The sequence below is a fragment of the Pseudovibrio sp. JE062 genome (assembly GCF_000156235.1).
Lineage (GTDB): Bacteria > Pseudomonadota > Alphaproteobacteria > Rhizobiales > Stappiaceae > Pseudovibrio.
Genome location: NZ_DS996808.1, coordinates 104,772 through 118,657, shown reverse-complemented (window position 1 = coordinate 118,657; position 13,886 = coordinate 104,772). Strand labels below are relative to the sequence as shown.

9 protein-coding genes are annotated in these 13,886 nt (G+C 51.9%); 4 read left to right on the top strand and 5 right to left on the bottom strand.

All coding sequences use genetic code 11. The features are described from left to right. Positions 1-2 precede the first annotated feature (2 nt). Genes PJE062_RS10560 through PJE062_RS10550 form a run of 3 tightly spaced genes read right to left on the bottom strand, consistent with a single transcriptional unit; the run spans position 3 to position 2,318 of the window. Positions 3-920, bottom strand: a complete 918-nt coding sequence (locus PJE062_RS10560; RefSeq protein ID WP_008549113.1) for a flavin reductase family protein — start codon at positions 918-920, stop codon at positions 3-5. Between the two features lie 17 nt (positions 921-937). Further along, positions 938-1,744 carry an alpha/beta fold hydrolase gene (locus PJE062_RS10555; RefSeq protein WP_037036620.1) on the bottom strand — a complete coding sequence of 269 codons (807 nt, stop codon included), beginning with the start codon at positions 1,742-1,744 and terminating at the stop codon, positions 938-940. Next, positions 1,710-2,318 carry an amino acid synthesis family protein gene (locus tag PJE062_RS10550; protein WP_008549345.1) on the bottom strand — a complete coding sequence of 203 codons (609 nt, stop codon included), beginning with the start codon at positions 2,316-2,318 and terminating at the stop codon, positions 1,710-1,712. Before PJE062_RS10550 ends, PJE062_RS10555 begins: the two co-directional genes overlap by 35 nt. A gap of 112 nt (positions 2,319-2,430) precedes the next feature. Between PJE062_RS10550 and PJE062_RS10545 the strand changes: the two genes are divergently transcribed. Together PJE062_RS10545 and PJE062_RS10540 are read left to right on the top strand one after the other, a co-directional pair. Continuing rightward, on the top strand, positions 2,431-3,129 hold the full coding sequence (locus PJE062_RS10545) for a GntR family transcriptional regulator (RefSeq protein WP_008549077.1): 699 nt from the start codon (positions 2,431-2,433) through the stop codon (positions 3,127-3,129). Further along, positions 3,130-3,426, top strand: coding sequence for a DUF1330 domain-containing protein (locus PJE062_RS10540; RefSeq protein ID WP_037036618.1), 297 nt, complete (start codon positions 3,130-3,132; stop codon positions 3,424-3,426). Between the two features lie 30 nt (positions 3,427-3,456). On the opposite strand, the gene PJE062_RS10535 is transcribed toward PJE062_RS10540, so the two are convergent. After that, complete coding sequence (locus PJE062_RS10535; RefSeq protein WP_008549207.1) at positions 3,457-6,858, bottom strand: hypothetical protein; 3,402 nt, start codon at positions 6,856-6,858, stop codon at positions 3,457-3,459. A 270-nt stretch (positions 6,859-7,128) separates the two neighbouring features. Further along, positions 7,129-7,350 carry a hypothetical protein gene (locus PJE062_RS10530; protein WP_008549137.1) on the bottom strand — a complete coding sequence of 74 codons (222 nt, stop codon included), beginning with the start codon at positions 7,348-7,350 and terminating at the stop codon, positions 7,129-7,131. A gap of 311 nt (positions 7,351-7,661) precedes the next feature. Here PJE062_RS10530 and PJE062_RS10525 point away from each other — a divergent pair, with 311 nt between their 5' ends. Further along, a complete protein-coding gene (locus PJE062_RS10525) occupies positions 7,662-8,168 on the top strand; it encodes an Rrf2 family transcriptional regulator (protein WP_371256275.1) in 507 nt (168 codons plus the stop codon). Positions 8,169-8,505: 337 nt separating this feature from the next. Beyond that, on the top strand, positions 8,506-13,812 hold the full coding sequence (locus PJE062_RS10520; RefSeq protein WP_008549164.1) for an autotransporter domain-containing protein: 5,307 nt from the start codon (positions 8,506-8,508) through the stop codon (positions 13,810-13,812). The last annotated feature ends 74 nt before the right edge of the window (positions 13,813-13,886 follow it).

Sequence of the window (13,886 nt, the reverse complement as noted above, 5' to 3'; positions counted from 1 at the left end):
GCTTACTCTCCCAGTGCGATTTTGCGCACTTCGCCGCTTTCCTGATTTCCAAAATAAATGCCGAAGTTGCCCTTTTGCGCCTCTCTCGCAAATCGGGTGAGCATTGTTTGCGTTGCTGAATCTTTCACCCGTGCCAGCACGTCATCCGTCAGCGACAGGAAGCTCCCGACTTTGCTGTCTCCCTCGCCAGCGCTGCAGTGAAAGGCCAGATGCTGGGCATTTGCGCTCTCGTCCTCATAAACGGAGTAGATAAAACCAACGGAAGAAGGAATCCCGGCTTCTTCCAAGAGCGCAGCAAGTTCTTTTGTAGGGGTGCCTTTGCTGGCCGTGCGACTTGGCAAACGTAGTTGCCCAGCATCATCTTCAAGAAACAGCAGTTTGCCGTCTCGTTCCAAAAGCGCGCTGATGATGGTCTCGCTGTCCACCTGAATGGAGCTGACTTCCTGTGTCGCCGTAAAGTAGGCGCCACGGGCATAGCCCAGACCATTAGCAACGCCGGTATCAAACGCTTTAACTTCACCAATCAGGATCGCATGATCACCCGCATCAACCACATTGTGCATGGAGCAATCGAACCACGCTGCCACATCGGAGATGACTGGTGCACCATTTGGGCCAACCTTCCAGTCCACGGTCGCAAAGCGGTCTTCAACGCGGCTTGCGAAAGTGTTGGACACATCCTTCTGGGTCTCAGCCAGAATATTGACGGCGAAACCGGATGCATTTGTCAGCGCATCATAATTGCTGGAACTCTTTGCAAGACACACCAGCAGCAAGGGTGGGTCCAGAGAAACACTTGAGAAGGAGTTCGCGGTAAAGCCAAGCGGTTCACCATCTGCTCCATGGGCTGTCACTACCGTAACGCCGGTCAGGAATGTCCCAAACGCATTCCTCAAACTCCGTGGGTCCATGGCTGTCATCGGGTAGATCTCCCTTTCTATCCGTTTGTTCTTATTGGTTGTTTCAACCAGCTCGCCATCGCGGCGTTGACTTGTTCCGGTGCCGTCAGGTTGACCATGTGACGGTGGCCTTCAATGATGCAGACAATGCCGTCCTGAGCAGCCTGCGCCATATCCACGGCCATTTCCTTGGTCGAGTTCGGATCACCATCGCCTGTCAGCAAAAGAGCGGGACACCGGATCTCTTCCCATTTGTCTGCATAGGTTGCATCACCATGTGCAAACGCATTGTAAGTGATCGCATATCCAACCGGATCTACCTCCCGCAGCCAGTTGCCGACCTGCTCCTTGGCATTCAACTCAACATCGCTGTTCCCGAACCAGCGGCTCAGCGGACCGTCGATATTGATATTGCCCTGAGCAATCTCCTTAGCCCGCGCCTGCACAGCACTGCGGGCTTCAGGTGTTCTGCGGTAAACGCCGTTCAACAAAGCAACGCGTTTTACGCGTTCTGGATGCGTTGCTGCATAACCACCGCTGATCAACGCGCCCATGGAATGGCCTGCAAGATTCACCTGCTCAAATCCCAATGCACTGATCACAGCATGAAGCCACTCTACGTAGTCCTCCAGCTGAGAGCCTTGAGGAAGCGCAGTGCTTCCTCCGTGCCCTGGCATATTCACAGCAATCACGCGATGCGTTTTGGCGAAGAACTCGACTTGCGGACCCCAGGAGGCGTCCTGCATGCCAACGCCGTGCACCAGCACGAGCGGCTCGCCTTCGCCTACTTCGCGGTAGCAGACGGTGCCTTTAGGATGTGACAGCTGCAGGGTTGTCAACGTCATGTCCCAGCTCCTTAAGGTCCTGATAACGATCACCAATCCGGTGGTGCGGACGGCCTGCCAAAGAAGCGCCCAGTGCAATCACGATCTCATCCGGGGCCGGAGCATCCGGAATCGCCAGCTGAATGGTCAGGTAGTGAGACCGACGTCCACCATCGTTCTTGTCCATCAGCGGGATCATGATCGGCGCGTTGGCACCAGCGCGAGTGTTACAGAACGCCAGATAGGTTTTTGCGCCAACCGCTTCACGGTAGAAGTTGCCAAACTGCAGTGTGTGAATGAGCGCAGAAGCGTGCTCCACTTCACCGTTCACACCAACAACAGCCGCTTTGCCGTATCCTTCAACCGCTTCACCCGAGCCGGCAAAGTTGATGATCATGTCTGTCAGCAGTTTGCCAACATCCGGCGCAACATCATGGATGCCCGGGCGAAGATCCTCAACAAAGCCCTGTCCGGCCCATGGGTTCTTGATGACAGCCACAGCAGCAATCATCCGCAAAGGTACCTCTGCTTTTTTGCCACCCTCAATCAGCGTGTCTTCCACATGAAGAAGCGTCTTGCGTATTTCTGCCGGCATTTGATCTTCCGTTCATTCCACTCACAAAATCGATGGTGATAAGATGGTATACCATAATACCGAATGTCAATACCTTCTTGCGAATGAAGTAAACGCGGGCTAGATTGCGACCATGATCGAGACTGCAAATAATCCTTTGAAGATTGAGCGTCCTACAATGACGCTTCGCGATATGGCCCTTGAGAAAATGCGGGCCGCTATCATTGCCGGGCACTTCCAGTCTGGGGACCGTCTGGTGGAACGCCCTTTGTGCGACCAGCTAGGCGTAAGTCGCTCAGTTGTAAGGGAAACCATCCGTTATCTCGAAGCTGAGGGGCTGGTGGAAATCCTGCCAAACAAAGGCCCAATCGTCGCAAAACTGGATTGGGAAAACGCGCAGCAGATCTATGAAATCCGCATGCTTCTGGAGACCAGCGCCGCACAGAAATGCGCAGAACTGGCCAAAGATGGGGATAAGAAAAAACTCGGCAAAGCCCTCGGCCAGCTCAAATCTGCGTACAGCAGCGGCGAGACCAATGATCTGTTTGAGGCAACAACTCTGTTCTATCAATGCATTTTCGAGATCAGCGGACAGAACGTGGCATGGGAAGTTGTTCAGCGACTCAACGGTCGCATCAGCCGCTTACGTGCAATGACATTGGGAACCCGTGACCGTCATGAAGCCGGGTACAAGCGGATGGAAAAAATCTACTCTGCGATCGATTCCAACGATGCTGATGCAGCCGCCGCAGCCATCAAGGTGCACCTGACAGAAGCAGCTAACATCGCAAGAACCCTTCTGACTGCCGAGCTGAGCAAGAGCGAAAAATAAATGCCAAAAGCCTATTGGATTGCCCATGTCACAGTGACTGACGCTGAGGCTTATGCCGACTATACGAAAGCAGCCCCTGCCGCCTTCCAAAAATACGGCGCCCGCTTCCTCGCCCGCGGCGGTAAAACCGAACACCTAGAAGGCACCGCCCATCCCCGCAACGTGGTCATCGAGTTCGACAGCATGACCCAAGCCCTCGCCTGCTACCACTCCCCCGAATACCAACAAGCCAAATCCCACAGAGCCCACGCAGCCTTTGCCGATATTATGATTGTAGAGGGGATGGAAGAGGCGTAGACAGCTACGCCTCTTGGTGGAGAAGTTACGTTACTTCTTCTTGCCGCCCTTGGGCTCGATGTCATCGCCGAAGAAGTCTTTTTTCTTCTTTTTGCCGAGTGCGGCTTTTGCTTTTTCGGATCTGGTTTTTGGATACTCATCTTCCATCTTCAAAGCAGCAGCTTTGATCTTAGGAATAAGGGCCCAAGCTTCGTCGATTTTTTGAGCACGATGCAACTCGCCGATCTCAACGATAAGTGCCTTAAAGGCTTCTCTGTTGTTGTAGTACAGCGTAAGAGGCTCATGCTCATTCTTAAGCTTCTGTTTTTCCTTCGAGCTCTTTGCAGCTTTCTGCTTCTTTTTCAGGACCTCTTGTGCTGCTTCAAACTTCTTGTCCAGGCCAACCATAAGCTCACAGGCCTTATAGACAATCTGCTCCATATCGAAGATTTCTTTTTTGATAGCCTTGGCTTGCTTTTCTTCTTCGCTCAAATGCTCATCAGAATTAGCACGGCGTTCGGCTTCAGCTGCTTTTTCCGCTTCAGCCTCCGCCTGCCGCTGTTGCATGGCGGCCAGCTCATCTTCGAAGGTGCCTTTGCTCTTCTTGCCTAGAGCAGCCTTTACCTTTTCACTTCGGGATTTCGGGAAGTCCTCTTCCATCTTCTGAACTGCTGCCTGCAGTTGCGGAATGATGTCTCGGATCGGCTTGATATCCTCTTGACCGATATGCTTTCCAACCTCACCTATCAGCTTTTTCACCTCTGCGCTGTTCAACACAAATGTGTTACGCTGTGGCCGGGTTTTAAGGTTCTCGTCTTTAGCTTCCAGATCAGCCAGTGACTGTTTCGCCATATCAACGATATGTTCGAACTCTTTCACTTCTCTCCGGGTCGAAGCAGCTTGTTTAAGGGACTCATCAAGGCTCTCAAAGTAGACCTCAACCTTATCCAGCTCAGCTTCACCTTTTGCATCCTCATCCTTGTAATAGAAGTCAGAGGCCGTCAGCAGGCATTCTTTGAGGTTGGCAATTGTGCCTTTGAAGAAGTTCTTCTCACCCAAATCCAAAAACTGGCCAGTTTTGTCCTGATACTTGGTGATCTCAGGATTGTAAGCTCTGATGCGTTCCAGAAGGTCTGACTTCTCAGTGAGCTCGTCTGCAACAGCATCAGCGCCTTTGAGCTGCTCCATCTTCTCTTTGGCTGCCTGGAAGATCGTGTCCATATCATCCAGATCTCTATCAATGGCGCGTAAGGCATTTTCGACCACTTTAGGATCCATATTGCCTAGCTCGATCAAGCCGACGTTGAAGACCTCTGAATGCTCCTGAGCATCGGCATATGTATCATCGAAATCTCCACAGAGGCCTTCCACCTCTGGGTTTTCATTGGCCCATTTTTCAAGTTGCTTCAACTGGCTAAATCTGTCTCTCACAGCCTGCAGCAGCTCTTCTCTACGGCCTGAAGCATCATTTTGAACGCCACCTTCTCCGGCATCGGGCATACCAAGCAAGTTGCGCATTTTTCCGAGTGCAACTTCAACACCCGCCAACAGATCATCAGCAGCCTTTTTATCCTGATTGGACAACACCGCCTGATCCTGCGTGATCAACGTAAAGGCTTCGTTGTTTGCCTTGTAGAACTCAGCAAACTCCTTCGGTTTCTTTTTCAGCTCTTCTTTACGCGCTGCCAGAGTAGCAAACACACTTTTGATATTCTTGAAGCGGAACTTCATATCTGCGCCGACGCGTTCAACCTCGATTGCAGCTGCATCAAAAGCTTCCTGCAGATCAGCAATATGGCTGTTGAGCGCACTTAACCCACCAGCTCCCCTGATCGCGCTTTTGTCTTTTACGGCAACATTGAGAGCTTGCAATGCTTTTGCCGCTGATGTGCCCGTCTGATCAAAAGCGCTAAGGTCCACATTCCACGCTTCAATCTCAGACCGGCGCTTGACCAGACTCTGCAGCTTTTCAGTAGATTCCTTTGCTCTGGCATTGATCTCAGAAATGTCTGTTTTGCGGGTTTCCTGAGCTTTTGCAAAAAGCTGCTGCATCTGCGTCAAGCCAGACTTGACCTGGGAGACAAGTTGCTGAAGCTGCTCACATTGAGCCTCTTTATCGTCTCTATCCTCCTGTGCACAAGCCACTCCGTTTTCATAGTGCCCAAGTGAGGCCTGATAAATTGCATCAAACTCTGCCCCATTCACATCCTGACAAATCGGTCGCCAGTTTGCATTGCTCGTGTTGAGGGCAGTCCTCAGGCTATCAAGATCACTCGTCAGTCTGGCAAGGCGGTTTTCGAAGACATCGCCTTGGGATTCTTTATCTGCCGCAATGACTTCATCAGCTTCAGCCGTATTAAGTCCTTGCGCTGCCAAACCAGCTTTCTTCATGCGCATGTGCATGGTTCGCGCAGTTTCAATCAGACTATCAATCTTCGGCAGGGCTTTTTTGACATCTGAATCAAGCCAGAGATCTGACGTTGCCATTTCCTGGGCGCCATCCAAGGCATTCCTGGCCAACTGATAAGCATCTGCAAACTCGGCCACAGATTTCTTTGACCAGCCAGACTGATCCTGCTTATGGTCTGCTTCCACCTTCTGGTTCAGAGCAAAAATCACATCCGTTCGCTCTGCAAGTGCAATTTCTTCTTCAAATACATCCCCAAACGCATCATCATCCGGGATAGCGCGCGCATTTCTTGAAACCAGACCGTACTCGACGTCATCTGCGCTTGCTTTCTTCGCATTTTTGGCGTTCTTCGGCTTTTCAAAGCACTTGGGCATATTGCCAATTGCAGTCTTCATCTGCTCGATGGCTGTCTTGGCATCAGCAATACGGTTTTCAGAGAGAAACAGTTTGGCCTCCTGCCCAAACGTCTCGACCATGGTCTGATAGCTCAAAAGGTCAGAAAGCTGCTCTTCATACGGAATCTGATTACGCTGTTTGTAATAGGTACCAGCTTCTTTGAGCAGATCGCTGACTTCCTGCACGTAACCATCTATTCTGTTTGCAGTTGAAGATCCGCGCTCAAGCGCTGCGCGCATCCCATCCATATTGCGGTGAGCGTTTTGAAGACTGTCATCAATCCCAGTATAATCAATCTTAGTATAATCCTTGCCGTCAAACAGCTGTTCTGCGTCCAGCAGAGAATCGTTGGCCTCTTGCTCAAACTTCTCGAAAACTTTGAGCTCTTCACGGTCGACAATAAGATGGGCCTTGTCAGTGATAGCACCAAAATCTTTGAAGGCTTGCTTGATTGCATTCAGAGAAATATCTCTCAGATCGCGGGGAGAAGTTGGTGTCTCAATCGGTTGGACAGCTTCAACACCAGCCTCAGAAGGGTCGATGCTGCAGACCTTGAGCATTTCAGTCGCCCATACATCAACATCACCAGATTGTTTCGGAGTACCAGTAGCTTCATTTGAACCGGAAGGGGTATCAGAACCAGCCATATCAGACCTCTTGGCGCACTATATTTCCTAAGTGCGGGATATCACTTACGCCATGAGATAGTGTTTCACTAATCCCCCTCTATCGAGCGAATATTTAATAAAAACGAGTGAGGTGGTGTCGACGGTCAGACCTCTCTTCAGAGCCTCCCCTCACCTCTCAAACAAACCAGGAGACGCAGAGCCAGATCCAGAGGGGGGCTGGGACTATGGCCCAGATGAAGATGGCGGGGAGATAGGGGTAGAGGTTCATAGGGCTCTCCTTTTGTTTCGTCAGACGAGTTCAAAGGCTTCGGCGAGGGTGAAGAGACAGGCTGTTGTGATGCCGAGAACAACAAAATTGCGGATGTGTTTGAGGAAGGCCTGTTCGACTCTGGTCCTGATTGCGGTTCCGTAGTTTTTTCCATCCAGATAAGTGCTGGTGATCATTGTCAGAAACAGCAGGAACCAAAGAACGACGAGACCTTCGGCCACTAAAACAATTGCGGGTAACATGACTTACCTCCAAACATTTGCAGAAACTCGAGTGGAGCTGAGGGTGTGAGAGCATGCTGAGCAGCACAGCACGCGCCGCTTTTCCTGGGAGTTTGAGAACAGAAAAGATCACGACACGTGCTGTACATCGCGAGCTGCTCCACCGCGATTCTTAAATATCTATTTCATATATATGTTTATCATATCGCCGCTTAAATGGAATATATAATTTACATCTTTTAGACTCTGAGATTGTCCTCTCAATCTCAATGAACATGTAATTCTCGCAATTTTCTGAATGATATCAGCAAGCTGAGGGTTCTTTATCTTTCATGTTCAGAGACGCGAAGAGATATGATATACGGTGGATATATCTTTGGAGCTTCACGATGCGATTAAATCAGGCGAGCGATTTTGCTCTGCGACTCACAATGCAATGCGCCATGCAACCAGATGTAATTCAGCGCATCGATCAGGTGGTTCAGCAGCAAGGCTTTTCGCGCGGGCATGTGATGAAACTGGTCAACCAGCTCTCGCGTGCGGGCATACTGGAGACCATGCGTGGTCGTGGCGGTGGCTTCAAGCTTGGCCGTCTGGCAAAGCATATCAGTGTTGGGGATGTTGTTCGTGCCGTCGAGAATGACTTTGCCGTTGTTGAATGTTTACGTCAGAGCGAGTGCGGTGAAATTCATTGCTGCTTCCTGCCCTCCTGCCGCCTGAAACCTCTGATGCAGCGAGCCTCCAGCGCATTTCTGGATGTGCTTGATGAGATGACGATTGAGAGTGCAATAACAGGACTGCCTGTGCCAGATGTCTTAGTTACACAACAAAAGCAGTAGAAATAAACTGATGTCTACCTATCGGCTTTACATTAAGTATATTTCACCAACACAAAATCAAATTCACAATTAAATCTAATTTAATAAATAAAAACTCTATTAATACATATATTCGGTTCAGGTAATCTATAGTTTGTGAAAAATGTTTTGCGTATCACTTTATAGCTCTTCAGTCGAATACAGCATACTTGTGTGACGCAAAGAAATCTTAACAGATTACTAATGCGATTACTTACACTGAAACTGCGTTCTGCTCTGCGCAGCTTTCCGTGACGGCTGTGCTCGACCGAACAACTGTCTCCGAACTGCTGTTGCTGGCAAATGTGTGAGGGTTGAAATGTGGTACAGTGAGCGTCTTCTCGGAACAACTGCACTTGCGGGTCTCGCGTTTGCCTGCCTGTTCAGCCTTCAGGTGGAACGGGTGAACGCTCAGACCGTTATTACTGGCACCATCAACAATCCTCCCTTCACAATTAATGGCACAAATGGATTGCGCATCGGTCAAAACGGGGCTGATGGAACACTGAATGTGTTCAGTGGAACGACAGTACCCATCGGTCAACTGGTAGAGATCGGTGTTGCAAACGCAAACGGCACGCTGAACGTTTATGAGGGTGCGTCAGTCACTCAGTCAGGAAATTTCGTTTTCATAGAAGTTGGAAACGGTTTCAACGAGGGCACTATAAACCTCTATGAGAGCGGTCAGCTTTTTGCGCCAACTGGCGACATAGTTCTGGAAGGCCAAGGAACCATCAACATTGGTGGGGAAGAAAACGCAGCTGCACGTTCCGCCGGCTACCTCAGGGTAGACGACATTTACATGCTAAACGGCTCCAAGATTGTGATTAACACCACGAGCTCCGGTGGAAATCATCTTATGGCAGATCTGGTCTCTGTCTCATCGGGTTCAGGCGAAGTCCTTTTTGAAAACGGCACCACTCAGATAACGAATAATAACAGCCGGTTTTCTGGCAAAATGTTCTTTGAGGAAAACGCGACAGCCGTCTTCACCGGAACCAACGCGGTAGGAAACGCTCAACTCGATTTTGTCGGCGGCAAAGTTGTGACCACTGGCAGCACGACTATCAGCGGTGATATTGAAGTCACAAATGTGGGTGCAGTGAATGACGCCACATTCGAAACCTCCAACGGCAACCTCACTCTTTCCGGAGACATCATCGGTAACGGCAAAGTTAGGTTTGAAGGCAATGGCATAACCACACTGTCAGGCAACAACACCTGGACCGGCGGTGCCGATATTGATGGCACAGAGGTTGTTTTCTCCACCGCCTCCCATCTTGGCAGTGGCCCGATTGAGCTCAACAGCGGCCATCTCACATTTAGCGGCACGACAGCCACAGTCAACAATCTGTTTGATCTCGACGGCACCTCTTCCATGGAAGTTGGGTCGGGCGACACGCTCACCGTCAGCAATGACATCTCGGGTTCAGGCCGCCTGAAAAAACTCGGCGACGGAACACTTGTGCTGGGCGGAACAGGCAGCAACTTCAGCGGTGGGTTGGATCTGGCTGACGGAACTGTTCAGTTTGGGAGCGCAGCCAGTATCGGCTCGGGCAATATCATCTATTATGGTGGTGACCTGAGTTTTGTTTCCGGCTCAGATGCGACCATTTCCAACACATTTGAAATGCACAACAACGGCACGCTTGATGTGCAGTCCGGACGAACCCTCACAATCACAGGCAACATCGTCAATGGCGGCGGTTCTCCCGGCAAGCTGACCATCGGGTCCGGCGGTACGGTTGATCTGCAAGGCACCAACTCCTTCTCTGGCGGCCTAGTGGTTCAGGAGAACAGCACGGTTGGGTTCTCAGATTCCGATGATCTCGGCAGTGGCACTGTTGAACTGGACAACGGCAACCTCACCTTCAACGGAACAACGGCTACCATCAGCAACCTCATTGATCTGGACGGCACATCCTCCATGACCGTCGGAACCGGCGATACGCTTACAGTCAGCAATGACATCAGCGGTTCGGGCCGCCTGAAGAAGTTCGGTGATGGAACACTCGTTCTTGGTGGAGCGGGCAGCAGTTTTAGTGGTGGATTGGATCTGGCCGAAGGGACTGTTCAGTTTGGCGCAGCAGCCAACATCGGTACTGGAAACATCATCTATTACGGTGGTGATCTGAGCTACGTCTCAGGATCTGACGCCACCCTCACAAACACATTTGAAATGCACAATGACGGTACGCTTGATGTGCAATCCGGGCGTACGCTCACCATCACCGGAAACGTAATTGACGGTGGAGGCTCCCCCGCCACGCTGACCATCGGGTCCGGCGGTACAGTCAATCTGCGTGGATCCAACACCTTCTCCGGCGGTCTTGTCATTCAGGAGAACAGTACGGTTGGCTTCGCAGACTCCAATGATCTGGGCACAGGTGACATCGGACTGGACAGCGGGAACCTGAGTTTTATCGGCACATCGGCGACGATCACGAATAATCTTGAGCTCTTTGATGACAGCACGATTGATTTGCAGTCTGGCCGCGCCCTAACCATCTCAGGCAACATCACAGACGGCGATGGCACACCGGGCATGCTCACCATTGGGTCTGGCGGCACTGTCAATCTGGGTGGAACCAACACGTTTACCGCTGGCCTGACCGTTCAGGAAAACAGCACCGTCGGCTTCACCAGTGCCAGCAATCTTGGCACGGGCAATATTGCGCTCAACAACGGTAATCTCATCTTTAATGGCACCACGGCAACGATCGCCAACGGCTTCGACCTGACGGGCACCTCTGCCATAACAGTTGGCTCCGGCGATACACTCACCGCCAGCAATGACATCAGCGGCACTGGCTTGCTGAAAAAACTCGGAACAGGAACACTGGTTCTGGGCGGAGCAACCAGCAACTTCAGCGGTGGGCTGGACCTAGCAGCTGGTACTGTAGAGTTTGGAGCCGCAGCCAACATCGGCACAGGGGAAGTTCTCTTTTACGGTGGTGATCTGAGTTATGTTTCCGGCTCGGATGCGACCATTACCAACAACTTCAAGATGCACGATGATGGGACGCTGGATGTACAATCCGGGCGCACCCTGACACTGACGGGCGATATCACAGATGGCGGAAGCTCCCCGGGAACTCTCACCATTGGGTCTGGCGGTACGGTCAACCTGCAAGGCGACAACAGTTTCTCCGGTGGCCTCATCGTTCAGGAAAACAGTTCCGTCGAGTTTACCGATCCGGATCGTCTGGGGCTTGGCACAACCACCCTCAGCAATGGTAATCTGCTTTACCAGGGCACCACAGACGTCAATCTTTCAAGGATTGCCATTGCCAGCGGCACAAGCAACACAATCGATATTGATGACAATACGGTCGATCTGGAAATCTCCTCCAACCTTTCTGGTTCAGGCAACTTGTCCATCGATGGCGGCCAAACAGCCACCCTCACCGGCACCAACAGCTCATGGACCGGTGACCTTGGCATCACAGACACAGAGCTGATCTTCAATGACGGCGCCAACATCGGCAATGGCAATGTGGGCATCACACTGAACTCCTCAACCCTGACCTACACAGGCGGCAGCACAGTCACCATCAATGAACTCGCCTTCTCTGGTACCGGGAACGTGGTGGGTACAACTGATGTGGTCGGTCAGATCAACATCATGTCAGGTCTCACAGGTTCAGATCAGGTCACCTTCACCGGCCCGGGCGAAGTTAACCTGCTGGGCGACAACTCTGATTATTCTGCTGATATTGAAATTGATTCTGGTACTGTTGGTTTAGAAGGCTTCTCCACCTCCGCCATTGGTTCCGGTGATGTGATCATCAATGGCGGCACCCTGTTCTATCTGGGCACAGGCAGTGAAACCGTCGATACCACTAAACTGCAAGTGAACAGCAACGACAACGCCATCGATATGGCCAATGCAGGTGCCTCCCTCACCTGGACTGGCAACGCTTCTCCCGGTGGCGGCACCTTCCTCAAGAACGGTGCTGGCACACTAATTCTCTCAGATGGCACCAAATCACTGGTCAGCTCCACCATCAACGGCGGCACCATGCGGATCGGAGCGTCTTCGACAGACAGCTCCACTCTGGCAGGTAGCCTGACGGTCAACTCAGACGGACGGCTGGAAGGATATGGAACGGTCAGCGGCAGTGTCACTCTGAATGGCGGCATCATCGCTCCCGGCGCCTCCTTCGGCACCATCACGCTCGGCAGTCTGGATGCCACAGGTACCGGCGGCACGTTGGAAATGGAGATCGGTTCCGACCCTGTTACCGGAATGGCAAATGCGGATCAGATCGAGATCCTGGCAGGTGGCAGTGTAGACCTGACCGGTGTTGCCCTTGATCTAGTGAATGTCGCGGGCCCGACACCCGTGAAGATTGGTGATGAGTTCGTCATTATCGACAATCTCTCCGTTGGAGGATCGTTGTTAACTGGTACATTCAGCTCCGTCAGCCACGACATGTTCATGCTGGATGTAAACGTGCTCTACGGTATTCCTGGTGATGACAACGACGTTGCGATCCAGTTCATCCGCAGTTCCAACAACTTCAACGGTCTGGCGACAACGCGCAACGAACACTCTGTCACGCTGGCGCTGGACACCATCAATGAAAGCGGTGACCTGTTCACACACCTTGCCCCAATGAACAACGCACAGATCAAGGCGCTTCTTGATCCCCTCTCCGGTGAAATTAACGCGTCAACCCGGGCAATCCTCCTCGCCGATAGCCGCTTCCTACGTCAAGCTGTGAATGACCGGCTTTACAAGGCCCACAGCGCCTTTGCGTCAGAAGTGGATGACGACATGGTTACCCGCACCGTCGGTGACTTTGAGATGTGGGGTCAGGTCTACGGCAGCTGGGGTGAGTTCTTCTCTGACGGCAACGCCCGCACCACCGGCAGAAGCGTTGGCGGCGTTCTGGTCGGTGTTGATGCGACCTACTTCGATATGGTCCAGCTCGGTGTGGTTGCTGGCTTTGGCCGCACCTCCATCGACATCAGCTCCATAGATGCCTCTTCAGACAGTGACAGCTACAGCGTGGGCGGCTACGCAAGTGCCAACCCGATCGACAATGTCAAACTGCGCGGCGGTGTTGCTGGTACATGGTACAACATTGCAACCGATCGTGATGTGGCCCTCTTCCCGGAAGAAACGCTTTCAGCTGACCAGTTTGCCGGCTCCGTTCAGGTGTTTGGCGAGCTAGGCTACACGCTGGAAAGCACCTATGGCAATCTGGAACCTTTCGCTGGTGTTGCCTACGCTTATCTCACCGGCCCCGGCTTTAATGAAAGCGGTGGTGCAGCGGCACTGAAGGCCGACAGCCAGTCCAACTCCCTCACCTTCCTGACACTTGGAACACGCGGCGAGTTTGATCTTTCCAACTACCTTTACGGCGACACCAGTTTCGTCGGGCTGGCAGCCTGGCAATACGCCTCCGCTGAAACGCTGGACTACACCCAAAGCTTCATCGACAGCGGCAATCCGTTCACCGTGGCCAGCGTCCCAATCGCCCGCAACGTCGCCCTGATCGAAACCGGCCTCCAATCCAACCTCACTGAACACATCCAACTCAACGTCAACTACTACGGCCTCCTCTCCGACGAAGCCGTAGACCACGGCGCCAACGCAAGACTGTTTGTCCAGTATTGAGTGGAATGAAATCATCTCGCAGAATCTTGCATGCAAAACATCCTTGCCCATTGCACCCAATGGAAAATCAAACT

What these genes read in the sequence shown, in the direction of transcription:
- PJE062_RS10560 (WP_008549113.1), bottom strand. Translation starts at nt 920, where the DNA reads ATGACAGCCATGGACCCACGGAGTTTGAGGAATGCGTTTGGGACATTC.
- PJE062_RS10555 (WP_037036620.1), bottom strand. Translation starts at nt 1,744, where the DNA reads ATGACGTTGACAACCCTGCAGCTGTCACATCCTAAAGGCACCGTCTGC.
- PJE062_RS10550 (WP_008549345.1), bottom strand. Translation starts at nt 2,318, where the DNA reads ATGCCGGCAGAAATACGCAAGACGCTTCTTCATGTGGAAGACACGCTG.
- PJE062_RS10545 (WP_008549077.1), top strand. Translation starts at nt 2,431, where the DNA reads ATGATCGAGACTGCAAATAATCCTTTGAAGATTGAGCGTCCTACAATG.
- PJE062_RS10540 (WP_037036618.1), top strand. Translation starts at nt 3,130, where the DNA reads ATGCCAAAAGCCTATTGGATTGCCCATGTCACAGTGACTGACGCTGAG.
- PJE062_RS10535 (WP_008549207.1), bottom strand. Translation starts at nt 6,858, where the DNA reads ATGGCTGGTTCTGATACCCCTTCCGGTTCAAATGAAGCTACTGGTACT.
- PJE062_RS10530 (WP_008549137.1), bottom strand. Translation starts at nt 7,350, where the DNA reads ATGTTACCCGCAATTGTTTTAGTGGCCGAAGGTCTCGTCGTTCTTTGG.
- PJE062_RS10525 (WP_371256275.1), top strand. Translation starts at nt 7,662, where the DNA reads ATGTTCAGAGACGCGAAGAGATATGATATACGGTGGATATATCTTTGG.
- PJE062_RS10520 (WP_008549164.1), top strand. Translation starts at nt 8,506, where the DNA reads ATGTGGTACAGTGAGCGTCTTCTCGGAACAACTGCACTTGCGGGTCTC.